The organism is Kitasatospora sp. NPDC127035 (genome assembly GCF_042726075.1).
In the GTDB taxonomy this organism is placed as follows: Bacteria; Actinomycetota; Actinomycetes; order Streptomycetales; family Streptomycetaceae; genus Kitasatospora.
This window is the reverse complement of sequence record NZ_JBHXDN010000016.1, coordinates 70,590-92,907: the sequence shown is the minus strand read 5'-3', so window position 1 is coordinate 92,907 and position 22,318 is coordinate 70,590. Positions and strand designations below refer to the sequence as shown.

The window sequence follows — 22,318 nt, the reverse complement described above, 5'->3', positions numbered from 1 at the left end:
GGATGATGCCCGTCGTACGGGAGTTCACCCTGCCCGACCTCGGTGAGGGACTCACCGGGGCGGAGGTGGTGCGCTGGCTGGTCGAGGTCGGAGAGGTGATCGCGGTCGACCAGCCGGTGGTGGAGGTGGAGACCGCGAAGGCGGTGGTCGAGGTGCCCTGCCCGTACGGCGGGGTGGTCACCTCGCTGTTCGGCGAGCCGGGCGAGGAGGTGGCGGTCGGCGCGCCGCTGGTCACGGTCGCGGTGTCGCCGGGCGAGGGCGTACGGCCGCTCGCGGCGGTACCGGCGGCGGCCGGGGCGGAGCTCGCCGCCGAGGTGGAGCGGCCGCTGGTCGGGTACGGGGTCGCGGAGCCGGCGCGGGCCGGCCGGCGGCGCCGGGTCGGCGGGGGCGGCCTGCCGGTCGGGCCCGTGGCCGGCCCGGTTGCTCAGGCCGGGCCGGTGCCCGTGGCGGCGTCGGCGGTGGTGCCGGTGCTCGCGCCGGTGGCGGTCGTGACGGCGGGTCCCGGAGTGCCGCCGGTCGTCTCGCCGCTGGTGCGGCGGCTGGCCCGGGAGCAGGGCGTCGACCTGTCGACGGTCGGCGGCAGTGGGCCGGACGGTCTGATCATGCGTGCGGACGTCGAACGGGCGGTCGCGGCGAAGGTGGCGGCTCCGGCGGTGCTCCCGGCGGCCGGCCGGGCGGCGGCTCCGGTGGTGTCGCCGGCGTCCGGTGAGGGGGTCGTCCCGCTGCGCGGTCTGCGGAAGGCGGTGGCCGAGAAGCTCAGCCGCAGCCACCGGGAGATTCCCGCGGCGACCTGCTGGGTGGATGCCGACGCGACCGAACTGATGGCACTGCGACGGCAGTTGAACGCCACGCCGGGGCCGAAGGTGAGCGTGCTGGCGCTGCTCGCCCGGATCTGCACGGTCGCGCTGGAGCGCTTCCCCGAGCTCAACTCCAGTGTGACCGAGGACGGTTCGGGCATCATCCGGCACCAGGCCGTGCACCTGGGCTTCGCCGCGCAGGGCGACCGCGGGCTGGTCGTGCCCGTGGTGCGGGATGCCCAGCGGCTCACGACCGAGCAACTCAGCTCCGAGTTGGGCAGGTTGACGGATTCGGCGCGGGCCGGGACGGCGGCCCCGGCCGAACTGTCCGGCGGCACGTTCACGTTGAACAACTACGGGGTCTTCGGGGTGGACGGCTCCACCCCGATCCTCAACCACCCGGAGGCGGCGATGCTCGGCGTCGGCCGGATCGTCGCCAAACCCTGGGTCCACCAGGGGGAGTTGGCGGTGCGCGAGGTGACCCAGCTGTCGTTCACCTTCGACCACCGGGTCTGCGACGGCGGTACGGCGGGTGGATTCCTGCGGTTCGTCGCCGACTGCGTCGAGCAGCCGGGGGTGTTGCTGCGGCAGCTCTGAGCAGGGAAGGGTTGCCCTGGGTGGTGGTCGCGCCACCCAGGGTGCCCGTAGATCGAGCGAGAGTAGCGCGTCCGGGGGGCGGGTGTCCGGGATTCGCGCGACTTGTCGGATGAGCAGTTCGGGCGTGCCACGCTGCCTAGGCGTCAGCAGAGACAAGCCAGGTGGTGGCGCAGGCCGGCCGGAGGCGAAACGATTCTCTTGGGTACTCGAAACGTTGCGGTGAAGTCCCGCAGAACACTCCTGGTCCGCACCGGACACGGGTCGGCGGCTGTCGCGGCCGTCCCGGGTCTGCCGGACGCGGCGCCGGCGTTGCCCCCGGCGCCGCTGGACCCGCCGGACCTTCCGCCGGCCCTCCCGGCGGTCCCTCCGCCCGCCCTCCCGCCCGCCCTCCCGTCGGCTCCACCGCCGACAGGCCCGCCCCTCCCCGGTCCCGCCGCCGCGCCGGCCGCGGCGGCGGAGGCCGGCGAACCGGCACAGGCCGTCCGCCCCGTGATCCCGGACCCGCCGTCCGCTCCGCCCACCGTCCCGCCGCCCCCTGCGGCGCCGCCGGTCGCCCCCGCGCCGTCCCGGCCCGATCCGACCGGTCCGGTGACGGGACCGGCGCTCGGGCCGGTCATCGAACCGCTGTTCACTCGCGCGCCCGGCCTCAACTGGGCCGGCCCGGGCGACCAGTGGTCCCGCGCCTGGGCGCTGCAGACCCTGGGCGACGCCGGTACCGCCCCCGCGGCCGGGCCGCCCGCGACCGCGTTCGGCCCCGTCGGCGCCCCGCCCCCGCCCGTGCCCGACCTGCGGACCGCGGCCGACCCGCGGACCGTGCCCGGACCGCACCAGGCGCCCGGACCGCGCGAAGCGGCCGAACAGCCGCCCACCGCACGGGACGTCGAGCTGATCAGGGCCAGCCTGGCGGTGGTCGAGCCGGTCGCCGACCGGGCCACCGCGCACTTCTACGCGCTGATCTTCCTGCACCACCCCGAGGTCCGCGCGCTCTTCCCGGCCGCGATGGACGTCCAGCGGGACCGGCTCTTCCGTGCCCTGCTGATGGCGGCCCGCAGCGCCGACGACCCGGACGGCCTGCGGACGCACCTGGGCGCGCTCGGCCGGGGGCACCGCCGGTACGGCACCCTGACCGGTCACTACGGCCCGGTCGGCGAGTGTCTGGTCGCGGCGCTGGCCCGGTACACGGGCACCCGGTGGACGGCCGAGACCGAGCTGGCCTGGCGCCGGGTCTACCGGCTGGTCTCGTCGATCATGATCGAGGCCGCCGAGTCGGACGCCCGTACCTCGCCGGCCTGGTGGCAGGGCGAGGTGGTCGCGCACGAGCGCCGCACCCCGGACGTGGCGGTCCTCACCGTCCGCCCGGACCAGGCGTACCCGTACCGGGCCGGGCAGTACACCAGTCTGGAGACGCCCTGGTGGCCGCGGGTCTGGCGGCACTTCTCGTTCGCCTCCGCGCCCCGGCCGGACGGCCTGCTGACCTTCCACGTCAAGGCGGTGCAGGCCGGTTGGGTGAGCAACGCGCTGGTGCACCGGGCGGCGCCCGGGGACGTCCTGCGGCTCGGTCCCGCGGCCGGCGGGATGACCCTCGACCACGGCGCCGGCGCGGACCTGCTGCTGCTGGGGGGCGGCACCGGCATCGCCCCGGTCCGGGCGCTGGTCGAGGAGGTGGCCGAACACGGCGCGGCGGGCCGTTCGGTGGAGGTCTTCTACGGTGCGCGGCAGGCCGCCGAGCTGTACGAGCTGGCGGCGCTGCGCGAGCTGGCCGGGCGGCACGGCTGGCTCTCGGTCCGCCCGGTGCTGTCCGGCCCCGGGCCGCGGACGCCCGTCGGTGGGTCCGGCGGGTCCGGCGGGTCCGGCGGGCACCTGTCTGATGCGGGGCTGCTCACGGGGGAACTCCCCGAGGTGGTGGGCCGGTTCGGTCCGTGGAGCGGACGCGAGGCGTACCTCAGCGGCCCGCCGGCGATGGTCCGGCGCGCGGTCGGCGTGCTGCTGCGCGCGGGCGTGCCGACCGAGCGGATCCGGCACGACCTGGTCGGTGACCGGGCCGCCGGTTAGGCCCGCCCGGTAGCGCGGGTGGCGCGGGCAGGACCGGTAGCGCGGGCAGGGCGGCCGGAGGGGTCAGGCCAGGTCGGGCGCGAGCAGGGCGCGGACGCCCTCGATGTTGGCGGCCAGGTACGCCCGAAGGCTCGGCGGCACCACGTTGACCGAGGTGACGCCCTCGCGGGTGAACGGCACCCGGACCACCTCGTACTTGCCGTTCGGCTCGTCCACCTCGGGCCCGTGGCGGCGGCTGAGGTCCATCGAGGCGAGCCGGCAGACGAAGAAGTGCTGCACCTTGACCCCGTGCGGGTGCGGGAGGGTGCCGTCGTCGGCGGCGGTCCCCGGGTCCGGAAGGTGGGGGAGGGTGTGGCTGACGGTGTCGACGAAGGCGGGCACGACGTCGACCACCTTGCCGCCGAGTTCCTCGTCGACCTCGCGGTGCAGGGCCTCCACCACGGTGCGGTCGTCGCGCTCGACGCCGCCGCCGGGGGTGATCCAGTACGGGTGCGGCGAGTCCGGCCGGGTGCGCTTGATCAGCACGATCGAGGCCGGACCGTACGGGTCGGCGGGGTCCACCTCCAGCAGGATCGCCCGGGCGGTGCGTTTGACGACGGGGCGAGGCGGGGTGCGCATGGCGGCCTCCGGGGCTGGAGCGTTGTGCGGGAGTCTCCCGCGGCTCGGGCGGGCCGAAACGCGGCCCGCCCGGGGTGCGTCCGTTCGGGGAGGGTTCGGACCCTGGATGGATCTTGGATAGCGAAGATGAAGCTTAAACTGATCTTTGAATCAAAGATTCAATCCATATTTAGCCATTGATTCGAAGGATTTTACCGAGCGAACGGTGCGAGAGTGATTGCAGGGATGTCGTGGCTGTGCTGCAATGAGCGACTATCGGGCAAATCGGAGCGATTCACTCCGCATGCCCTCCTGTGCAAGGACTCGGGCTGGGGGCTGGGTGTGGCCATGGATCGGATCACAGAGCGCACGTCACCGCCGGCGCGGCCTCCGGGGGCCACGAGTCTGACGGGCCCCGCGGGTCCCACGGGTCCGTCGAGCCCTTCCGGCCCCACCAGTCCTTCGCGCAAGGAGCGGCAGCCCACCCTGATCTCCTCGGTCCAGCGGGCGCTGCGCCTGCTGGAGGCGGTCGGAGGATTCCTCCAGGGGGCCACCGCCAAACAGCTCGCCCGCGCCGCCGGACTCCCGCTCGGCACCACCTACCACCTGCTGCGCACCCTGACCCACGAGGGCTATCTGCGGCGGGCCGACGGCCGCTTCTACTACGGCGAGGCGGTCGACGGGATAGGCCGGGCCGACGACCGCCAGTCCGAACGGTTCGACCTGCGCGCCCGGATGGAACGGTTACGGGACGACCTGGGCGCCGCCGTCTACTTCGCGCTCTACCGCGACGGCGAGGTCTCCGTCGTCGACGTCGCGGCCGGCCCGCACCAGCCCGCCGTCGAACCGTGGGCCGACTTCCGGGCCACCGCCCACGCCCACGCCATCGGCCAGTGCCTGCTGGGCCAGCTGCCGGAGGAGGCCCGGCGCGACCACCTCGCCCGCCACCCCCCGGTCGGTCTCACGCCCTCCACCCTCGCCGAGGAGTCGACCGTCCTGCGCCGGCTCGCCGGGCTCCGGCCCACCATGCCGGTGATCGAACGCCAGGAGTACGCGCTCGGGACCGTCTGTGCGGCCGTTCCCATCACGGTCGGCTCGGTGGTCGCCACGATGGCGCTCTCGCTGCCGGTCGCGCAGGCCGACCGGCTCACCGCCGCCGCCGGTCACCTGCGCCGCAGCGTCGGCGCGATGACGCCGTCGTTCGTCCTCTGACGGGCCGTGACCCGACCGGACCGGCCCCGGGGGCGCCCCTCGTTCACCATTTGAAAAAGCACGTCTTGTCCACTACGTCCCCAAACGTGGACGATGAGGACGGACGTACCGCACGCACTCCCTCCCCCTGTCAGCGAACTGCCTTGTCCGGCCACCCGCGGGACCCACACCCGCACGGCCGGGCAGAACGAGAGGTACTGGCGCCATGCAGCACAGCACAGTCCAGGGCCACCTGATGATGAACCTGGTGGTCTCGCACGAGCTCTCCTTCCGCATCGTGGTCGACCTCGCCTACGACCCCGTCGACCCGTACGCGGTCCGTTTCACGTTCCACCTGCCCGGCGACGAGCCGGTGACCTGGGTTTTCGCGCGCGAGCTGCTGCTCGACGGGATCGGCCGCCCGGCGGGCGAGGGCGACGTGCACATCCATCCGGCCGGCGGGGAGCTCGCCGAGGTCTGCATCGTGCTGCACTCCCCCGAGGGGGCCGCCGTGCTGCGGTCGCCGGCACCGCCGCTGGTCGCCTTCCTGACCCGCACCGACCGGCTGGTGCCGATGGGCCAGGAGGTCACCGCCGGCGAACTCGACGCCCAGCTCGCGCTCATCCTCCGAGGGCGTGAGAACGCCGGGTGACCGGGGAGGCGGGAACACGGAAGGGGCCCCTTCCCGGTGAACGACCGGGTCGGGGCCCCTTCGCACGGGCCGGCACGGTGACTCGCTCAGTCGTCGTCGAGGGCGAGGCTGAGGCCCCAGGAGACCAGGCTGATGATCAGCGCGCCGAACAGTGCGGCCCAGAAGCCGTCGACGTGGAAGCTGAGGTCGAGCTTGTCCGACGCCCACGAGGTCAGCCAGAGCATCAACGCGTTCACGATGAAGGTGAACAGACCCAGGGTGAGGATGAACAGGGGGAAGGAAAAGAACTTCACCACCGGCTTGATCAGCCAGTTCACCACCCCGAAGAGCAGTGCCACGGCGACCACCGTGAGCGTCTTGTGCTGCCAGTCGTCCCCGGCCAGCGTGATGCCGGAGACGATCCAGGCGGCGACCCAGATGGCCGCCGCGTTGATCAGTGTCTTGATGAGGAAACCCTTCATGGGGCCAGCGTCCCAGGTCGGTCAAGGGACGGGCGAGAGCCCCGGGCGTCGTGGTGGTGTTGAATGCCTCCTGGACCGACGCCCGGACGAGGAGGGGTGCCCCGATGAAGGTGTTCCGGCTGGACCGACTGGACGCCGAGCGTGCCGCCAACGACGGTGCGTACCTGAGGTTCCTGCGCGAGCCGCGGATGTCCGCCGGCCTCTACGCGCTCTCCCCCGGCGACACCGACACGCAGACCGCGCACACCCAGGACGAGATCTACCAGGTGATCAGCGGCCGGGCCGAGCTGACCGTCGGGGACGAGACCACCGCGGTGGGGCGGGGCACCGTGGTGTACGTGCCGGCCGGGGTGCCGCACCGGTTCCACCACATCACCGAGGAGCTGCGGGTCCTGGTGGTGTTCTCCCCGCCGGAGGACTGACGCCGGAACGTGGGGCCGGAGGAACGGGGCCGGACGTCCGGCCGCCGCGGACCGGGCCCCGACCGGCCCTCCGGAAGCCCGGACCCGCCGGTTAGGGTCGGAGCATGAGCCTGAGCCTGACGGAAGAACTCTGGGCGGCGATCGAGCCGGTCTACGCCGAGATACTCGACCACCCCTTCATCGCCGGCCTCACCGACGGCACCCTGCCGCGCGAGGCGTTCCGCCACTTCGTCGTGCAGGACTCGCACTACCTGCGCGACTACGCCCGCGCGCTCGCCGTCTGCGCCGCCAAGGCCCCCGGCGAGGAGGAGGTGCGGGCCTTCGCCGACGACGCGATCGGCGCGCTGGCGGCCGAGCAGGGGATGCACGCCGACTTCCTGGAGGCCTTCGGCGACAGCGCCGAGGAGGCCGCCGCCGAGCCGGTGCTCCCCACCACCCGCGCGTACACCAGCTACCTGCTCGCCACCGTCTACGGCGGCTCCTTCGCCGAGGCGGTCGGTGCGGTGCTGCCGTGCTACTGGATCTACGCCCGGGTCGGGGACCGGCTGCTGGCCCAGGGCTCCCCGGACCCGCTCTACGCGAAGTGGATCGCCACCTACGGCGACGAGGCGTTCCAGTCGGTGGTGCGGCGGGTGCTGGCGCTGACCGACCGGCTCGGTGAGGAGATGTCCGCGGCCGAACGGCGACGCGTGGTGGAGCACTTCGTCACCACCTCGCGGTACGAGTGGATGTTCTGGGACGCCGCGTGGCGGCGGGAGACCTGGCCGGTCTGACCCCCGTGCGGGCCGTCCCCGCAGGTCGCCGGTGTCGTCCGGGGCCCGTCCGGTGCTTGGCCGGGGCGCGGCCGGACGGCCGGCCCCGGGGCCGGCCCCGGGGGTTCACCCGGGGTTCGGGGTAGGGGTGATCTCCGGGTTCTCTCCGGGCCGTTGGCTCTCGTTCGGCCACTTGCGTCACCGTACGATCGAAGTACCGAGAACGAGCGGGATGCGGCACCGGACGGCAGCCGACCCCAAGGGGAGAGAAGGAACGGACATGGCTGAGCTCTGGAAGTCGCTGCCCTCGTGGGTGCGGAACATCGTCGTGCCGGTGCTGGTGCTGGTACTCGCCTGGAACATCCTCGGCCTGGTGTTCAGCGTCGTCGGTGCCCTGCTGAGCCTGGCGATCAAGCTGCTGGTGGTGGTGGGCATCGCCGCCGCGGTGGTGATCCTGGTGAAGAAGGCCGCCAGGAACTGACCCGGCCGGAACCGGTCTCCACCGGTCTCCACCGGCCTTGCGCGGACGCCCGCACCCCTCACCGGGGTGCGGGCGTCCGTCGTCGGGGGCCGGGTCGGCGGTCAGGCCGGGCCGGCGGTTCCGGGGGGTGCGGCCGCAGGCGCCGCGCGGTCGAGCATCAGGACGGTGTCGAGATCCCAGAGCGGGTGCCAGCCCTGGGTGCGCGCGCGGGCCAGGTCAAGGGTGACGCTGCGGGACAGCTGGTCGACCGCGTACGGGGTCAGACCCGGGACCCGGCCGGTGCGGGCGGCCAGCCGGGCCAGCGGCGCCGGGACGTGGTGGAGCCCGGCGTGCACGCCGTGGGCGGCGAGCACCGCGCGGACCGCCTCGTCGCGCCGGTAGTGGCGGGCGTCGGCGATGTTGTAGGCGCCCGGTGCCCACGGGCGGTTGCCGGGGCGGCCGGTCCCGGCGGCGGCCAGACAGGCGTCGGCGAGGTTCTGCACGGCGGTGAGGCTGAGCCGGACGTCCCCTCCGGGCAGCAGCAGTCGCCCGTGCCGGACCCGTTCCAGCAGCCGGGGCACGAGGTGGGGATCGCCCGGCCCGTAGACGGCGCGCGGACGCAGGACGACCGCCCCCGCCGCGAGCGCGAGCCGCTCACCGGCGGCCTTGGTGCGACCGTACGCGTTGAGGTGACCGCCCTCGGTGGGGTGGTGCTCCCGGACGGACTCGCGGGCGATCCGGGGGTCGTAGACGCTGGCGCTGGAGACCCAGACGACCGGGCGCCCGGCGGCGGCGCGCAGCAGGCGCTCGGTGCCGGTGACGTTGACGGCGAACTGCCCGGCCTCGGCGGCGGAGCCCGGGGGCAGGTCGGCGACGGCGGCGGCGCAGTGCACCACGGCGTCGACGCCGGTGAGGTCCGGGTCGGCGACGGCGGCGTCCCAGTGGACGTGGCGGCCGGCCGGACCGGGGCGGCGGCCGTAGCCGACCACGTCCAGACCGTGGGCGACGGCGGCGCGGACGACGTGGGAGCCGCAGAAACCGCTCGCCCCGGTGACGGCTATCCGCATCGGGGGTCTCCTCGGTGGAGGGCGGCGGCTGCGGCGTGGGGACAGGTGGGTGCGGGCGCCGGGGGCGCGGGACCGGGGGGAACCGTGACGGCGGGCCCGGTCGTGGCGGGGGTGACGGTGGCGGTCGGCGCGACCGCGTCGGCCCGGGCGGTGTCGGCTCGGGCGGTGGGGGTGCGGGTGCGGCGCACGGTGAGTTCCGCCCAGCCGGGGAGCGCGGCGCGGCGGTCGGCCCGGGCACGGGTGACCACCGGGCGGTACGGGGCGAGGGCGAGCAGGAGGTCGGCGAGCAGCACCCGGGCCAGGCCCGCGCCGGGGCAGGCGTGCGGTCCGGCGCCGAAGACGGCCTGGGTGGCGCCCGGACCGGGGGCGGCCTCCGGCCGGTGGGCCCGGGCGGCGTGCCGGGCGACCAGGATCAGCCGGTCGCCGGCCCGGACCCGGCGGCCGGCCAGGACGGCGTCCTCGGCGGCCACCCGGGGGAGCAGGGGCGAGGGCGCGGTGAGACGGAGGAGCTCGGCGGCGAGTGCGGGAGCGGTGGCGGCGTCGACCGACGGCCAGAGGCCGGCGTCCGCGCACCAGGCGGCGGCCCGGGGGAGGGCGGCGACGGTGGTGTTGACGGTGGCGACCGCGACCATCGTGTCCAGCGGGTCGGGCAGCAGCGCGGCCAGGTCGGCGGCGCGCGCGGCGGACGCCCGGGCGGTGCGGCGACGGGGCCGCGGTCCGGGCAGGTGGTCGCGGGCGGCGGCTTCGGCGGCCCGGGCGGCGGCCCCGGCCAGGGCGTGCGGGGCGGCCGGGGAGCCGGTCAGCGCGGCGGCCGTCACCCCGGACAGCTCCTGGGCCAGGCGGACCAGGTCGATCGGCCCGTCGGCGATCGCCGGCACCCGTCCGGCCAGCACGGCCAGCCAGTGCGGGCGCAGCCGCCGCACCGCCGCAGAGTCGAGTCCTCCTGCCAACACCCTTCGGGCGGAACGGTGTTCGGCGCCGTCCTGGTCGAACAGGAGCCCGCCGTCGGTCAGTCGGGCGGCGGCTCCGCCGGTGGTGCCGGGCGCGGTGCGGTCGAGCGGGATCCGGGTGAGCGCCTCGCGGTAGGCCTCGGTGTCGTGGACCAGGACGGTACGGCCGAGCCGGACCACCGGGCGTCGGCGGGTGGCGGCGAGCAGGGCGAAGAGCACCGGGTGGCTGTGCAGGTAGACCCGGCGGTCCCGCCGGCGGGCGGCGCGGTCGAGGGCGGCGCGGTCGGGGGCGCTGCGGTCGGGGTCCGTCCGGTCGGGGTCGGTGCGTTCGGGGTCGGTGCGGCCGGGCGTTGCTGCGCCGGTCGGGGCCGGCGAGGGTGCGGGTGCGGTCCGGCGGCCGGCGGGCGCGTCCGGGACGACGGTGTTCACGTGGACAACTCCCCTGCGCAGTAGACGGATGCGGCTGCCCGGTCGGGTTTGCGGGAACGGCCGGTCAGAGGTACCTCGCCGAACAGGACGGCGTCCGGGCGGGCCGTGCCCATCCGGTCCAGCGGGGCGTTCAGCGCGGCCCGAAGCCGGTCGGGATCGGTACCGGGCACGGGCTGGACGAGGGCGACCAGCCGTTCGTCGCCGTCCCCGGACGGGACTCCGACCAGCACCGCGAGGGCGACACCCGGCAGGTGCAGCGCCGGTTCGTAGAGGCCGGGATAGATGTTCTCGGCGCGGCGCAGGACCATGTCCTTGAGCCGGCCGCCGAGCACGATCCGGCCGTTCCCGTCGAGCGCGCCACGGTCGCCGGTGCGCACCCACGGGTCGGGTTCCTCGCCCAGGTAGCGGTGACGGGCGCCGGGGCCGGTGAGCAGCAGTTCGCCGTCCGGACCGAGGTCGGTGCGGACACCCGGCAGCGGGGCGCCGACCAGGTCGCCCGGGCCGGTGAAGGCGCTCTTCTCGACCTCCTCGACGGCCGCCGCCGGGAACAGCTCGGTGAGCGCGTACACGCCCCAGGCCTGGTCGGCGCCGGCCTGCTTGACCCGGCGGAGCAGGGCGGCGTCGGCGGGCGCCGAGCCGGTCCAGACCCGCCCGGTGAACCGGGCTCCGACGGCCAGGGCCGCACGCAGCTGCGGCGGGGTGAGATAGGTGTGGGCCGGCGCGAGCCGGGCGAGTTGGCGGGCGAGCGCGGTCGGTGTGCGGGCCGGCAGGGCGACGGCGGCACCGGCGGTGAGGGCGGGGACCAGGACGAAGAAGGTGCCGCCCACGACGGTCGTTCCGGGCCGCGGGTCGACCAGGTCGGTGACCGTGCGCAGCCCGGCGGCCAGGCCGTTCCGGGTGTGCACCACGGCGCGCGGGCGGGCGGTGGTGCCGGAGGTGAAGACGATGACGGCGTCGGCGTCCCGCTCGTGGGTGTCGCGGCCGGGGACGCGGGGCACGGAGGCGCCGAACCGGCCGAGCCGCAACCCCGGTGCGCAGCCGGGCAGTCGTCGGCCGAGGGTGGCGACCGGGCCGATCACGTCCAGCGGGGGCAGGGCGAGGCCGGCGCGCCGGGCCAGCGGCTCGGCCCAGCCGGCCACCGCCTGGGCGGCGGCGTCGGCGAGCACCAGGTCGGGTTGGGCGAGGGCGAGCCGGGCGGCCAGCACGTCGGGGCCGGCGGCCGGGTCCAGGACGGCGATCCGCAGGCCGAGCCGGTGCGCGGCGAGCATGACGGCGAGGGCCCGGGGGCCGGGGCGGACGGCGACGCCGAGGGTGGTGCCTTCGGTGAGGCCACGGGCGTGCAGGGCGGTGGCGTAGGTGTCGGCGAGGTCGGCGAGTTCGCCGCGACGGATCCGGACCCGGGTGGTGCCGAGCCGGGTGTGCCGCAGGACGGCCGGGCGGTCGGGGTGGACGGTGCGCAGCGCGTGGGCGAGCCGGTCGAGCATCGGGTGTCCTCGGCGAGGGAGTCTGGCGGGTGCTGGGTCAGGGTCAGGGTCAGGGCAGGGGCTCGGGGCAGGGACCCGGGTCGGCGCGGAGGGTGGGGCGGCGAGGAGTGGGACGGCGCCGGGACCGGGACGGTTGCCGGGGTCCGCCGTGCTCAGCGGACGTCGACGGAGCGTGGTCCGGCGCCGCGCTCCAGGTACCAGCGCGCCGTGCCGACCACCCCGTAGGCGCGGATCCGCCGGGTGGAGTTCTGCACCACCATGTCCCGGCGGTGCACGATCGCCGTGCTGTGCCGGCGGACCCGGTTGATGAACGTGCGGTCGGTGGGCGAGGGCCGGCGCGGCATGCCGCCGACGGCCTGGTACAGCTCGGCGGTGATCGCCATGTTGTTGCCGGCGTGCATCCGGTACGGGGTGAGGTAGCCGTGCCGGCGCCGGTGCGCGGGCCGGATCCGGCCGAAGAAGGCGCCCAGCGCGACCAGGAGCAGGAAGACGGCCCGCCCGGTCGGCCCGTGCTCGTCGCGGCGGGCGGTGACCCGGCCGCAGACCAGGCCGCCCCCGGCGCACATCCCGGCCCGGGCGGCGGCGCTCCAGCCGGGCTCGGGCAGGCAGTCGGCGTCGGTGCGGGCGAGCAGCGTCGCGCCGTGCGCGATGGCGTGCCGGAAGGCGGTGTCGACCGCCGAGCCGACGCCCTTCTCCGGCTCGACCAGCACCTCGACGGGGAAGGGCGCCCGGGCGGCGAAGGCGCGGACGGCGGCCACCGTGCCGTCGGTCGAGCCGTTGTCGGCGACCAGCAGGGTGAACTCCCTGTCCCGTTGGGCGGCGAGGGCGTCCAGGGCGCCGGTGATCCGGGCCTCCTCCTGGTAGGCGGGGACGACGACCCAGAGCCGGTGGCCGTCCGTCCGGGGGGTCGCCGGGGTGCTCACGACGCCTCCCAGACCATCGTCATCAGGCTGACGCCGCCGCCCAGGCCGAGCAGGAGCACCTTGTCTCCGGGATTCAACTCGTGTCTTATTCGGTCGAGTTGGATGCCGAGCGTAGCGCTGGCGACGTTGCCCAGCTCGGGCACGGTGACCACCAGCTTCTCCGCCGGCACCCCGGTGAGCTCGACGAACCGCTCCAGGTAGGGGACGGTCACCTGGTGCACCAGCACCCGGGCGTAGTCGTCCCAGCCGAGGCCGGTGCGGGCGGCCACCCGGGTCAGGATGTCCCCGCCGATCTTCTCGAAGACGCCGCGCAACTCCTTGCCGCCGCCCCGGAAGTAGCTGTACTCGTCGCCGCGCGGGTGCCGCGAGCCGCCGCCCGGGATCCCGCCGACCTCCCAGTGTTCGGAGGCGGTCTCGGTCTCGATGTCGAGGATGCCGCCGCGTTCCACCGCCTCGACCACGACGGCGGCGCCGGCGTCGCCGAAGGTGTAGCCGGCGAACCCGTCGCGGAAGTCGGCGAGGCCGTCCGGGTCGCGCCGCATGGCCCGGCTCGGCGTCTCGCCGGTGACCACCAGGGCGCGCCGGGCCCGGCCGGCGAGGATCATCGCGCGGGCCAGGTCGATGCCGTTGAGGAAGCTGTTGCAGGCGTTGCTGACGTCCAGCGCGTGTGCGCGGGAGCCGAGTTCGGCCTGGACGAGGTGGGCCGTGGCGGGCTCGCAGACGTCCCGGGTGGCCGAGGCGTACAGCAGCAGGTCGAGGTCGAGCGGGTCCAGTCCGCGGGCGGCGAGGGCGCGCCGGGCGGCGCCCACGGCCAGCGTGGAGGCGTACTCGCCCTCGGCCGCGAAGTGCCGGGTGACGATGCCGGTGGCCTTCTCGAACGTCCGCTCCGGCAGGCGGAGTCGGCCGCCGGCGGTGACCTCGTCCTGGAGCTGCTGGGAGGTCAGACGGCGGGCGGGCAGGTGGGCTCCGACGGCGGTGATGCCGATCCGCGCGGTGGCTGCAGGGTGCATGTCCCCATCGTCCGGCGGACGCACCCGCGCCCACCTGAGTACCCGTACTCAGGTGGGCGCGGGCGGCTACCCAGTCACGTCACTCCTCCGTGGTCCGGTCCGCGGGCACCCGGTCCGCCGGCGTGCGGTCGACCGGAATCTGCTGGACGGCCGCAGCCGGTGCCGCGGTGGGTGCCGCGGCCGGTGCGGCCTCCGGCCCGATGGTGGTCAGCAGCTGGCGGGCCAGGCCGAGCCCGGTGCCGCCCATGGTGAGCGCCTTGGCGAACAGCTCGCCCATTCCGTCGGCGCCGTTGAGCAGCACCATGTGCTCGACGTGGCCGAACGACTCGGCGGCGGCCAGCACGATGTCCGGCCACTTCTCCGCCAACTCCTGTGCGACCAGAGCCTCCTGGTTCTCGGCCAGCGCGTCGGCACGGGCCTTGAGGCCCTCGGCCTTGGCGAGACCGAGAGCCCGGACGGCCTGCGCGTCCGCCAGACCGCGTGCCTCGGCGGACGCCGCCTCCGCCTCTCCGGTGGCCCTGGTCGCCTCGGCGGCGGCCAGGCCGCGCAGCTTGGTGGCCTCCGCCTCGGCCTGGGCCGCGATGCGGACCCGGCCGGCCTCGGCCGCCGCCTTCAGCTCGGTCTCCTGGGCCTGGGCCTGGGCGGCGGAGATCCGGGCGTCACGGTCGGCGTCCGCCGTGGTCCGGGTGTCGTACGCCCGGGCGTCGGCCGGTTTGCGGACGTCGATCTGGAGCTGCTGCTCCTTCCGCTGGGCCTCCAGCTCGGCGACCCGGGTCTCCTGGACCACCACCTGCTGCCGGGCGCCGGCGTCGGCGAGCGGGCCGGCCTGTCGGGCCCTGGCGTTGGCGGTGTCCCGTTCGGCCTGGTAGGAGGCCTGCTGGATCTCGCTGTTGCGGGTCGCCTCGGCCTTGCGGGCGGCCGCCTCCTGCTCGGCCTCGGTGGCCAGCCGGTCGGCGTGCGCCTGCGCGATCCGGGCGTCCCGCTGGACGGCTGCGGCGTGCGGGATGGCGAGGTTCTTGATGTAGCCGGTCGGGTCGATGATCTCCTGGATCTGCAGGGTGTCGATGATCAGCCCGAGCTTCTCCATCTCCAGCCCCGAGGCGGCCCTGGTCTCCCCGGTGAGCCGCTCGCGGTCGCGGATCATGTCCTCGACGGTGAGCCCGCCGACGATCGACCGCAGGTGTCCGGCGAAGACGTTGTGGACGCGCTGGCTGATCAGCTTCTGCTGGTCGAGGAAACGGCGGGCGGCGTTGGCGATCGAGACGTCGTCGTCGCCGACCTTGAAGATCACCACGCCCTTCACCCGGACCGGGATTCCCTGCGTGGTGACGCACTCGACGTTCAGTTCGGCCTCGTTGAGGTCCAGCGAGAGCCGCCGGACGCCCTGCAGGCCGGGGGTGACGAGGGTCCCCCGGCCGGTGACGATCCGGAATCCCAGCCCGTCGCCGACCCCCTCGGTCCGGTGCCGGGAGCCGGAGATGATCAGAGCCTCGTTCGGCTCGGCCACCCGCCACATGAGTTTGAAGAGTGTGATTCCGAGGAGCAGTGTCGCGACCACCGCTCCGGGGATGAGGTACACCATGGTTCAACTCCCCCTTCCGGCGCAGGAGATGCGCCGTCTCGGATTCTCCGCCGGAGCCAAACCGATGGAAAGGGAAGTGACATGACGCTCTGTCGCAAGGTCGTCACGGGCCTATGGGCGCTACGTACACGGTGCGCGGCGGCTGGTACTCGATCACCAACACCGGTGTGCCGACCGGCAGTCGGTCCCCCGGTACGGCGAGGTAGGCGAGGAACGCCTCGGCGCCCTGCCGCTCCGGGACGTGCACCATCACCTCGCCGACCAGCCCCGTGCCGACCGTCCCGGTGACCCGCCCCGTGCTTCCGACCACGCCGGCCTCCCTCTCGTCGTCCCCGCCGTCGACCCCGCGACTGCCAGTCTGCCCGGCCGGGGCCCGATTGCCGGTCCGCTCGGCCGCGACCGTCCGATTTGCCGGATTCGACACCCGTCGGCCGGCCGTTCCGACCCCCTCTGGACCTCCGGCGTTCCGCTCGCTACGGTGTTGGACGTCATGCGCAGGCAACACGGCCTGCGGACACGGGAGCTCGGAGCACCGGGCTGAGAGGGCGCTGACCGGAACGTCGTCCGACGTGCCGACCGCTGCGTCGACCGCAGGAACCTGACCGGGTAATGCCGGCGTAGGGAGTAGAAGGTCTGATGACCACGTTCGACGCACAGCCGCAGTCTGCCCGGAACTCCGCCGTCTCCAGCGCGGGTACCGGCTACCCGACCCCGGCCTGGCGCAAGGCCTACCGCGACGGGTCCCGCCCCGACCTGCGCGTTCCGTACCGCGAGGTCGTGCTCACCAACGGGAAGACCGTCCCGCTGTACGACACCTCCGGGCCGTACACCGATCCGGCCTACGAACCCGACGTGCGGCGCGGCCTGCCGGCCCTGCGCGACTCCTGGATCCGTCAGCGCGGCGACGTCGAGGAGTACGACGGGCGCGAGGCGCGCCCCGAGGACGACGGCATCAAGCACACCTCGCCGCGCGGCGGAAACCTGCGCAACCTCGACGCGGTCTTCCCCGGCCGTCCGCGCCGCCCGCTGCGCGGACGCAGCGGTGAGGCCGTCACCCAGCTGGCCTACGCCAAGCGCGGCGTCGTGACGCCCGAGATGGAGTTCGTCGCCCTGCGCGAGGGCCTGGCGGCCGAGTTCGTGCGCGACGAGGTCGCCCGCGGGCGCGCCGTCATCCCGGTCAACGTGAACCACCCCGAGGTGGAGCCGGCCGTCATCGGCACCAACTTCCTGGTGAAGATCAACGCGAACATCGGCAACTCCGCCGTCACCTCCTCGATCGAGGAGGAGGTGGAGAAGATGACCTGGGCCACCCGCTGGGGCGCCGACACCGTCATGGACCTCTCCACCGGCCGCAACATCCACACCACCCGCGAGTGGATCCTGCGCAACTCCCCCGTGCCGATCGGGACCGTGCCGCTCTACCAGGCGCTGGAGAAGGTCGACGGCCGGGCGGAGGAGCTCAGCTGGGACGTCTACCGCGACACCGTCATCGAGCAGTGCGAGCAGGGCGTCGACTACATGACCGTCCACGCGGGCGTGCTGCTGCGGTACGTTCCGCTGACGGCCCGCCGCAAGACCGGCATCGTCTCGCGCGGCGGATCGATCATGGCTGCCTGGTGCCTGGCGCACCATCAGGAGAACTTCCTCTACACCAACTTCGCGGAGCTCTGCGACATCCTCGCGCGCTACGACGTCACCTTCTCGCTCGGTGACGGCCTGCGCCCCGGTTCGATCGCCGACGCCAACGACGAGGCGCAGTTCGCCGAGCTGGAGACGCTGGGCGAGCTGGGACGGATCGCCCGCGCGCGGGACGTCCAGGTGATGATCGAGGGTCCGGGCCACGTCCCGATGAACAAGATCAAGGAGAACATGGATCTCCAGAAGGAGATCTGCGACGAGGCCCCGTTCTACACCCTCGGCCCGCTCACCACGGACGTCGCGCCCGGCTACGACCACATCACCTCCGGCATCGGGGCGGCGATGATCGCCTGGTGGGGCACCGCGATGCTCTGCTACGTCACGCCCAAGGAACACCTGGGCCTGCCGAACCGGGACGACGTGAAGACCGGCGTCATCACCTACAAGATCGCCGCCCACGCCGCCGACCTCGCCAAGGGCCACCCGGGCGCCCAGGACTGGGACGACGCCCTCTCCGACGCCCGCTTCGAGTTCCGCTGGGAGGACCAGTTCAACCTGGCCCTCGACCCGGAGACGGCCCGCGAGTTCCACGACGAGACCCTCCCCGCCGAGCCCGCCAAGACGGCCCACTTCTGCTCCATGTGCGGACCGAAGTTCTGCTCGATGAAGATCTCCCAGCAGATCCGCGACCAGCACGGCGACGGCTCCACGGCCGTCAACGCCGGCTACGACGCCGACGCGGTCGCCGGCATGGCCGAGAAGTCCGCCGAGTTCGCGGCCCAGGGCAACCGCGTCTACCTCCCGCTGGCCGACTGACGGGCTCCGCCGTCGGCATCGGCCGGGAGTGGGGTCGCGCTCGCGCGCAGACCGGCAGCGGTGCTGGGAGGTGGAGGGGGCTTCCCAGCACTGCGTCCGAGCCGGCGGGCCGGTGCCCCGGCGGCGGGCGCCGGGGCACCGGGGCCGGGTCAGCCCTGGGACGCGGTGCGGCGGCGCTTCGCGTAGAGGACCGCGCCGGCGCCGAGCAGCACCAAGGCCGCGCCCGCGCCGAACAGGGCGCCGGAGTTGCCGGCCCCGGTGGCGGCGAGGTTGGTGCCGGCCGGGGCGGTGGTGTTGGCGGCGGCCGGGGCCGAGGGGGTGTTCGCGGCCGCCGGGACGACCTGGGCGTCGGGCGTCCTGGTCGTCGCGGTCGGGCTGGGCCGGGTGGTGGAGGTCGTCGGGGCGGCGGTCGTCGCGGTCGGGCTGGGCTTGGCCGTCGCGGTGGAGGGCGAGGCCGAGGGCGAGATGGACGGGGCACCGTTGCCGTCCAGCGTCACCGACGCCTTCAGGATGGTGTCGACCGGGCCCTGGTCGGTGTCGGGGTCGAGGCTGAGCGAGCCGGAGACGCCGGACCACTGTCCGGTGTAGCCGGTGAGCGACAGCCGTACCTTGTAGCGGTGGCTCGCGCCCTTGCCGAGGCCGCCGGTCACCGGCGGCAGCTTCCAGACGTTGTCCGAGCCCGGGACGGTGACCCACGCACCGCCCTGGGACACCTCCAGCTTGAGGACGGCGGAGATCGGGCGGGAACCGTCACTGAAGCGGAGCGTCGGGTTGATCGCGGCGCCGATGGCCGCGCCGTTGTTGGTCAGGTCGAGGTCGGTCTCGAAGGGCTTCTTGTACGAGACGGTGCCCAGGTTGTTCGTGAACTTCTGGACGAGGGCGCCGGTGGGGGAGGCGACCGGCAGGGTCACCGGCTCGACGGCGGTGCTGTTGCCGAGGTCGTTCACCAGCGCGACCTTCACGGCGGTGTCGTCCGCCGGGAGGGCGGCCCTCAGGGTGAAGGAGACCGCCCAGCTGTAGGTCGTGCGGGCCGGCACCGTGAAGGGCACGTGGGACATCCGGTTCTCGGGCACGACGTGGCCGGAGAAGTTGCTCCCGTTGAAGCTGGTCAGGCCGTAGGTGGCCGGCGCGGAGATCGCCTTGGCGCTGAAGTCGATCCAGTTCCATCCGGTCGGGGCGGCGCCCACCGGCGTGACGGTCACCGCCGGGTGGAACGGGCGCTCCTGGTCGGAGTTGTTGGTGACGGTCATCGTCAGGGTCGCGCCGACACCGCCGCGGGTCAGCGGCGCCTGTCCCGCGGCCGGCTCCAGGGTGGCCGTCAGGGGCTGGGCGGTGCTCGGGGCGGGGGTGTCCGAGGCGGCGGCGGTGGCGGAGGCGGAGGGCGCCGGGGTGTCGGCGAATGCGGTCGCCGGTGCGAGCGCGGAGGTGCCGGCGGCGACCACCAGCGTGGCGGTGGCGAGCAGGCGGGAACGGCGGGTGAGCGGGCGTGCGGACATGAGCGGATTCCCCCCGGGAAGAACCGAATACGGGTGTGCGCTGAAGGTCGGTCCGCCGCTCTCCTGCGGGTCCGGCGGCTGCGACGGGAGGATCTTCTCAGGAGAATCGTTTGCTTACCAAGAGACGGCCGTCACTGCCGTGCAACGGGGCGTCGGCCCGGACGGCAGCCGTGTGGTTCGCGTGCCGCTGACCCGCTTCGCCGGGGTTTGACGGGTCGCGGCGGACGTTGACCGCGGGCGGGTTCGGGTTCGGGTTCGGGGTCGTGTCGGGGCGGGGACTCGTAGGCCGGCAGCCGGGAAGGTCTCCGGCTGCCCGCCCGTCCGAACGGCGTGTCAGATCACGGCGAGCCGGTCCACCAGCAGCTCCACCCTCTGCTCGGCTTCGGCCGGCGGCAGCCGTCCCGCCCGGGTCAGGGTGGCCAGCCCGTGCAGGGCCGCCCAGAACACCTCGGTGAACAGCCCCGGGTGGACGCCCTCCCCGGCGACCTCGCCGAGGCTCTCCAGCAGGGCGGCGAAGGCGTCCTTGAGCGGCGCCGGGGTGTCCTCGGCCGCGAAGGCCAGACCGCCGTCGAGCTGGAACATGGCGTCGTAGACCGCCGGGTGGCGTTCGGCGAAGTCGAGGTAGGTGCGGGCGAGAGCGGTGACCCGGGTGCGGGGGCCGTCGGCGGCCGAGGTCGCGGCCCGCAGCGCCGCGGCCATCTCGGCGGCACCCTCCAGGGCGACGGCCCCGATGATCTCGCGCTTGCCGCGGAAGTGGCTGTAGAGGACGGGCTGGCTGTACTCGATGCGCTCGGCGAGCCGGCGGGTGGTGACCGCGTCCCAGCCCTGTTGCTCGGCGATTTCGCGGGCCGTCGCCACGATGAGGTGCTCGCGGGCCGCCCGTTCGCGTTCCTTGCGTTCCTGAACCGACATGACCTGATTCTAGCACCGCTAGACAAGGGAGCGGCAGTAGTACTAGCGTTGCTCTCATCACCTAGCGGCGCTAGATCTCAGGAGGGGTCATCATGCTCGACGCACTCAAGGTCGTCACCATCGTGGTTGTCGGAGTGATGGTGGGGGTGGAGTTCTCCGTCGCCTTCGTCGTCAACCGGATCCTCGGCGCACTGCCCGAGGACAGCTACCAGCTCGGCCGCGCCCACGGTGGCCGGATGCTCGGCGCCCTGATGCCGGTCTGGTACTTCACCTCCCTCGCCCTGAGCGCCGTGTGGGCCGTCGCCGGATGGCACCGCCCCGGCGTCGGCCTCGTCGTGACCGCCGCCGCACTGCTGGTCATCAGCGTGCTCATGTCGGTCCTGCTGCTCGTCCCGATCAACAACCGGAGCAAGACGTGGACCCCCGAGAACCGGCCCGCGGACTGGAGGGAGCAGAGCGACCGCTGGGACCGCTTCCACTACGCCCGCGTCGCCGTCATCGTCGCCGCCTTCACCCTGCTGGCCGCCGCCCTCGCCTGACCTCGCGGACCGGGACACCGGTCTCGACGAAGGTTGATCTGCCCCTGTGACCGGGGACCCTGACCGCTCAGGCCCGGGGGCGGGTGGCCCCGCGTTCGCCGAGGCGCATCGTCAGGGGCGCCGGGTGGATGACGGCGGAAGGCTTCGGGTCGGTGAGGTGTGCGCCTGTGCCCGGCACCGGTGTCAGCCGCCAGCGGCGCGCTATCACGGAGAGCGCGAGGGTGAGTTCGACGATGCCGTAGACCTCGCCGATGCACTTGCGGCTGCCGATGCCGTACGGGATGAACGTGTCCCGGGCCATCGCGTGCCGGCGCTCCGGGAGCCAGCGGTCCGGGTCGAAGAGGCCGGGGGCGGGGTGCAGGTCCGGGCGGTGGTGGAGGAGGTACGGGCTGAAGAGGATCACGGTGCCCTCGGGGATGCGCCGTCCGGCCAGGACGGTGTCGTGCATCGCGACCCGGGTCAGCAGCCAGCCGGGCGGGTAGTACCGCATGACCTCGGTGAGCGTGCGGGTGGTGAGGTCGAGCCGGCCCAGGTGCGCCCAGGTGGGCGGCCCGTCGTCCAGGACCAGGTCGACCTCGCTGTGCAGGCGGGCCTCCAACCCGGGGTCCTGGCCCAGGAAGTGCAGCGACCAGGCCAGCACCGCCGCAGAGGTGGGGATCCCGGCCACCAGGAAGGTGATCACATGCTCGTGGATCTCCTCGTCGGTCATCGCCGAGGCCCCGCCGTCCGCCCGGCCGTCTCCGGCGGCCATGAGCACGGACAGCAGGTTGTCGTGATCGGCGCCGTCCCGGCGGTGGTCGGCGATCAGTCGGTCCACCAACGAGTGCAGTCGGGCCTTCGCCGCTTCGTAGCGACGGTTGCCGGAGGTCGGCACCTTCTCCAGGAAGGCGAAGGGCGAGTTCATGCGCCGGCCGACGCCCTCGTGGAACACCGGCAGCGCCTCGGCGATCACGGTCGCGGCCTCGGCGCGGGCTTCGGCGGCGAACATCGTGCGCGTGAGGACTCTCGTGATGATCTTGTAGGTGTGCTCGGCGACGTCGATGACCTGGCCGTCCGACCATCCGGCGGTGGCGGCGACGACCTCGTCGCGGATGGCCGGGACGTACTCCCGGATCCGTTCCGCGTGGAAGACCGGCTGGATCATGCGGCGCTGCCTGCGGTGTGGTTCGCGGGCGCTGGTGCCCAGGCCGTTCCCCAGCAGCTGCCGGAGCTTGTCGTAGATCGGCCCGCCCTTGTCGAAGGTCCTCGCGTCGGTGAGCACCTGCCGCACCAGGTCCGGGTGGCACACCGCATAGGCTCTGCGCGGCCCGAGTCCGATCTCGACGAGGTCGCCGTGTCGTGGGAGCGATCGCAGGAACGCGAGCGGGCGGCGCTGGAGTTGCCACGCGTGTCCGAGGAGCGGCAGAGCCCCCGGGGCGCGTCGGCTGCCGGGCGTGAAGGTGGGGAGGGCGGGCGGTACCGTCATCGTCGAACTCCTCGCGCAGCGGCTGG

General features: G+C 74.1%; 21 protein-coding genes and 1 riboswitch. Of the genes, 9 read left to right on the top strand and 12 right to left on the bottom strand.

Annotation, left to right across the window (positions count from 1 at the left end):
• Nucleotides 1-5: 5 nt before the first annotated feature.
• Nucleotides 6-1,394, top strand: a complete 1,389-nt coding sequence (locus ACFWIC_RS14160) for a dihydrolipoamide acetyltransferase family protein (RefSeq protein WP_380518526.1) — start codon at nt 6-8, stop codon at nt 1,392-1,394.
• A gap of 588 nt (nt 1,395-1,982) precedes the next feature.
• The gene (locus tag ACFWIC_RS14155) at nt 1,983-3,446 is read left to right on the top strand and encodes a globin domain-containing protein (RefSeq protein ID WP_380518457.1); all 1,464 of its coding nucleotides are present in this window, start codon (nt 1,983-1,985) and stop codon (nt 3,444-3,446) included.
• Between the two features lie 63 nt (nt 3,447-3,509).
• Here the strand turns inward: ACFWIC_RS14155 and ACFWIC_RS14150 are convergent, their stop codons facing one another.
• Nucleotides 3,510-4,064: an NUDIX domain-containing protein gene (locus ACFWIC_RS14150; protein ID WP_329949633.1), complete on the bottom strand. Its 555-nt coding sequence runs from the start codon at nt 4,062-4,064 to the stop codon at nt 3,510-3,512.
• 327 nt (nt 4,065-4,391) lie between these two features.
• Here ACFWIC_RS14150 and ACFWIC_RS14145 point away from each other — a divergent pair, with 327 nt between their 5' ends.
• Entirely contained in the window at nt 4,392-5,255 is an 864-nt protein-coding gene (locus ACFWIC_RS14145) for an IclR family transcriptional regulator (RefSeq protein WP_380518454.1), read from the top strand.
• Nucleotides 5,256-5,460: 205 nt separating this feature from the next.
• On the top strand, nt 5,461-5,886 hold the full coding sequence (locus ACFWIC_RS14140) for an SsgA family sporulation/cell division regulator (RefSeq protein WP_355398920.1): 426 nt from the start codon (nt 5,461-5,463) through the stop codon (nt 5,884-5,886).
• 86 nt (nt 5,887-5,972) lie between these two features.
• Here ACFWIC_RS14140 and ACFWIC_RS14135 read toward each other — a convergent pair whose 3' ends face one another.
• Nucleotides 5,973-6,347: a phage holin family protein gene (locus ACFWIC_RS14135; RefSeq protein WP_329949636.1), complete on the bottom strand. Its 375-nt coding sequence runs from the start codon at nt 6,345-6,347 to the stop codon at nt 5,973-5,975.
• 104 nt (nt 6,348-6,451) lie between these two features.
• Between ACFWIC_RS14135 and ACFWIC_RS14130 the strand changes: the two genes are divergently transcribed.
• From ACFWIC_RS14130 to ACFWIC_RS14120, 3 genes are all read left to right on the top strand, one after another.
• Complete coding sequence (locus ACFWIC_RS14130) at nt 6,452-6,769, top strand: cupin domain-containing protein (RefSeq protein ID WP_329884755.1); 318 nt, start codon at nt 6,452-6,454, stop codon at nt 6,767-6,769.
• A gap of 104 nt (nt 6,770-6,873) precedes the next feature.
• Nucleotides 6,874-7,542 carry a thiaminase II gene (gene tenA / locus ACFWIC_RS14125; RefSeq protein WP_329884754.1) on the top strand — a complete coding sequence of 223 codons (669 nt, stop codon included), beginning with the start codon at nt 6,874-6,876 and terminating at the stop codon, nt 7,540-7,542.
• Nucleotides 7,543-7,801: 259 nt separating this feature from the next.
• Nucleotides 7,802-8,002, top strand: a complete 201-nt coding sequence (locus tag ACFWIC_RS14120) for a DUF5326 family protein (protein ID WP_329884753.1) — start codon at nt 7,802-7,804, stop codon at nt 8,000-8,002.
• A gap of 101 nt (nt 8,003-8,103) precedes the next feature.
• Here ACFWIC_RS14120 and ACFWIC_RS14115 read toward each other — a convergent pair whose 3' ends face one another.
• The 7 genes from ACFWIC_RS14115 to ACFWIC_RS14085 form a co-directional block, all read right to left on the bottom strand.
• Nucleotides 8,104-9,048, bottom strand: a complete 945-nt coding sequence (locus ACFWIC_RS14115; RefSeq protein ID WP_380518449.1) for an NAD-dependent epimerase/dehydratase family protein — start codon at nt 9,046-9,048, stop codon at nt 8,104-8,106.
• Nucleotides 9,039-10,427, bottom strand: a complete 1,389-nt coding sequence (locus tag ACFWIC_RS14110) for a cytochrome P450 (RefSeq protein WP_380518446.1) — start codon at nt 10,425-10,427, stop codon at nt 9,039-9,041. Before ACFWIC_RS14110 ends, ACFWIC_RS14115 begins: the two co-directional genes overlap by 10 nt.
• Nucleotides 10,424-11,911 carry a class I adenylate-forming enzyme family protein gene (locus tag ACFWIC_RS14105; protein WP_380518444.1) on the bottom strand — a complete coding sequence of 496 codons (1,488 nt, stop codon included), beginning with the start codon at nt 11,909-11,911 and terminating at the stop codon, nt 10,424-10,426. Before ACFWIC_RS14105 ends, ACFWIC_RS14110 begins: the two co-directional genes overlap by 4 nt.
• 152 nt (nt 11,912-12,063) lie before the next feature.
• Nucleotides 12,064-12,834, bottom strand: coding sequence for a glycosyltransferase family 2 protein (locus tag ACFWIC_RS14100; protein ID WP_380361072.1), 771 nt, complete (start codon nt 12,832-12,834; stop codon nt 12,064-12,066).
• Nucleotides 12,831-13,844: a 3-oxoacyl-ACP synthase III family protein gene (locus tag ACFWIC_RS14095; protein WP_380518441.1), complete on the bottom strand. Its 1,014-nt coding sequence runs from the start codon at nt 13,842-13,844 to the stop codon at nt 12,831-12,833. Before ACFWIC_RS14095 ends, ACFWIC_RS14100 begins: the two co-directional genes overlap by 4 nt.
• Nucleotides 13,845-13,923: 79 nt before the next feature.
• Nucleotides 13,924-15,426, bottom strand: coding sequence for an SPFH domain-containing protein (locus ACFWIC_RS14090; protein ID WP_329949641.1), 1,503 nt, complete (start codon nt 15,424-15,426; stop codon nt 13,924-13,926).
• Nucleotides 15,427-15,529: 103 nt separating this feature from the next.
• The gene (locus tag ACFWIC_RS14085) at nt 15,530-15,736 is read right to left on the bottom strand and encodes a hypothetical protein (protein WP_329949642.1); all 207 of its coding nucleotides are present in this window, start codon (nt 15,734-15,736) and stop codon (nt 15,530-15,532) included.
• Nucleotides 15,737-15,932: 196 nt separating this feature from the next.
• Nucleotides 15,933-16,067, top strand: a riboswitch (TPP riboswitch).
• Between ACFWIC_RS14085 and thiC the strand changes: the two genes are divergently transcribed.
• Nucleotides 16,063-17,880 carry a phosphomethylpyrimidine synthase ThiC gene (gene thiC, locus ACFWIC_RS14080; protein WP_380518438.1) on the top strand — a complete coding sequence of 606 codons (1,818 nt, stop codon included), beginning with the start codon at nt 16,063-16,065 and terminating at the stop codon, nt 17,878-17,880. (Overlaps the previous riboswitch by 5 nt.)
• 149 nt (nt 17,881-18,029) lie before the next feature.
• Here the strand turns inward: thiC and ACFWIC_RS14075 are convergent, their stop codons facing one another.
• Together ACFWIC_RS14075 and ACFWIC_RS14070 are read right to left on the bottom strand one after the other, a co-directional pair.
• A complete protein-coding gene (locus tag ACFWIC_RS14075; RefSeq protein ID WP_380518435.1) occupies nt 18,030-19,376 on the bottom strand; it encodes an LPXTG cell wall anchor domain-containing protein in 1,347 nt (448 codons plus the stop codon).
• A 333-nt stretch (nt 19,377-19,709) separates the two neighbouring features.
• A complete protein-coding gene (locus ACFWIC_RS14070; protein WP_329949644.1) occupies nt 19,710-20,288 on the bottom strand; it encodes a TetR/AcrR family transcriptional regulator in 579 nt (192 codons plus the stop codon).
• A gap of 92 nt (nt 20,289-20,380) precedes the next feature.
• Here ACFWIC_RS14070 and ACFWIC_RS14065 point away from each other — a divergent pair, with 92 nt between their 5' ends.
• The gene (locus tag ACFWIC_RS14065) at nt 20,381-20,827 is read left to right on the top strand and encodes a DUF1772 domain-containing protein (protein ID WP_329949645.1); all 447 of its coding nucleotides are present in this window, start codon (nt 20,381-20,383) and stop codon (nt 20,825-20,827) included.
• Between the two features lie 67 nt (nt 20,828-20,894).
• Here ACFWIC_RS14065 and ACFWIC_RS14060 read toward each other — a convergent pair whose 3' ends face one another.
• Nucleotides 20,895-22,292, bottom strand: a complete 1,398-nt coding sequence (locus tag ACFWIC_RS14060; protein ID WP_380361067.1) for a cytochrome P450 — start codon at nt 22,290-22,292, stop codon at nt 20,895-20,897.
• Between the last annotated feature and the right edge of the window lie 26 nt (nt 22,293-22,318).

Bases quoted from the DNA above. Each gene is read 5' to 3' on its own strand.
- ACFWIC_RS14160 (WP_380518526.1), top strand. From the start codon at position 6: ATGCCCGTCGTACGGGAGTTCACCCTGCCCGACCTCGGTGAGGGACTC.
- ACFWIC_RS14150 (WP_329949633.1), bottom strand. From the start codon at position 4,064: ATGCGCACCCCGCCTCGCCCCGTCGTCAAACGCACCGCCCGGGCGATC.
- ACFWIC_RS14145 (WP_380518454.1), top strand. From the start codon at position 4,392: ATGGATCGGATCACAGAGCGCACGTCACCGCCGGCGCGGCCTCCGGGG.
- ACFWIC_RS14140 (WP_355398920.1), top strand. From the start codon at position 5,461: ATGCAGCACAGCACAGTCCAGGGCCACCTGATGATGAACCTGGTGGTC.
- ACFWIC_RS14135 (WP_329949636.1), bottom strand. From the start codon at position 6,347: ATGAAGGGTTTCCTCATCAAGACACTGATCAACGCGGCGGCCATCTGG.
- ACFWIC_RS14130 (WP_329884755.1), top strand. From the start codon at position 6,452: ATGAAGGTGTTCCGGCTGGACCGACTGGACGCCGAGCGTGCCGCCAAC.
- tenA (WP_329884754.1), top strand. From the start codon at position 6,874: ATGAGCCTGAGCCTGACGGAAGAACTCTGGGCGGCGATCGAGCCGGTC.
- ACFWIC_RS14120 (WP_329884753.1), top strand. From the start codon at position 7,802: ATGGCTGAGCTCTGGAAGTCGCTGCCCTCGTGGGTGCGGAACATCGTC.
- ACFWIC_RS14115 (WP_380518449.1), bottom strand. From the start codon at position 9,048: ATGCGGATAGCCGTCACCGGGGCGAGCGGTTTCTGCGGCTCCCACGTC.
- ACFWIC_RS14105 (WP_380518444.1), bottom strand. From the start codon at position 11,911: ATGCTCGACCGGCTCGCCCACGCGCTGCGCACCGTCCACCCCGACCGC.
- ACFWIC_RS14095 (WP_380518441.1), bottom strand. From the start codon at position 13,844: ATGCACCCTGCAGCCACCGCGCGGATCGGCATCACCGCCGTCGGAGCC.
- ACFWIC_RS14090 (WP_329949641.1), bottom strand. From the start codon at position 15,426: ATGGTGTACCTCATCCCCGGAGCGGTGGTCGCGACACTGCTCCTCGGA.
- thiC (WP_380518438.1), top strand. From the start codon at position 16,063: ATGACCACGTTCGACGCACAGCCGCAGTCTGCCCGGAACTCCGCCGTC.
- ACFWIC_RS14075 (WP_380518435.1), bottom strand. From the start codon at position 19,376: ATGTCCGCACGCCCGCTCACCCGCCGTTCCCGCCTGCTCGCCACCGCC.
- ACFWIC_RS14070 (WP_329949644.1), bottom strand. From the start codon at position 20,288: ATGTCGGTTCAGGAACGCAAGGAACGCGAACGGGCGGCCCGCGAGCAC.
- ACFWIC_RS14065 (WP_329949645.1), top strand. From the start codon at position 20,381: ATGCTCGACGCACTCAAGGTCGTCACCATCGTGGTTGTCGGAGTGATG.
- ACFWIC_RS14060 (WP_380361067.1), bottom strand. From the start codon at position 22,292: ATGACGGTACCGCCCGCCCTCCCCACCTTCACGCCCGGCAGCCGACGC.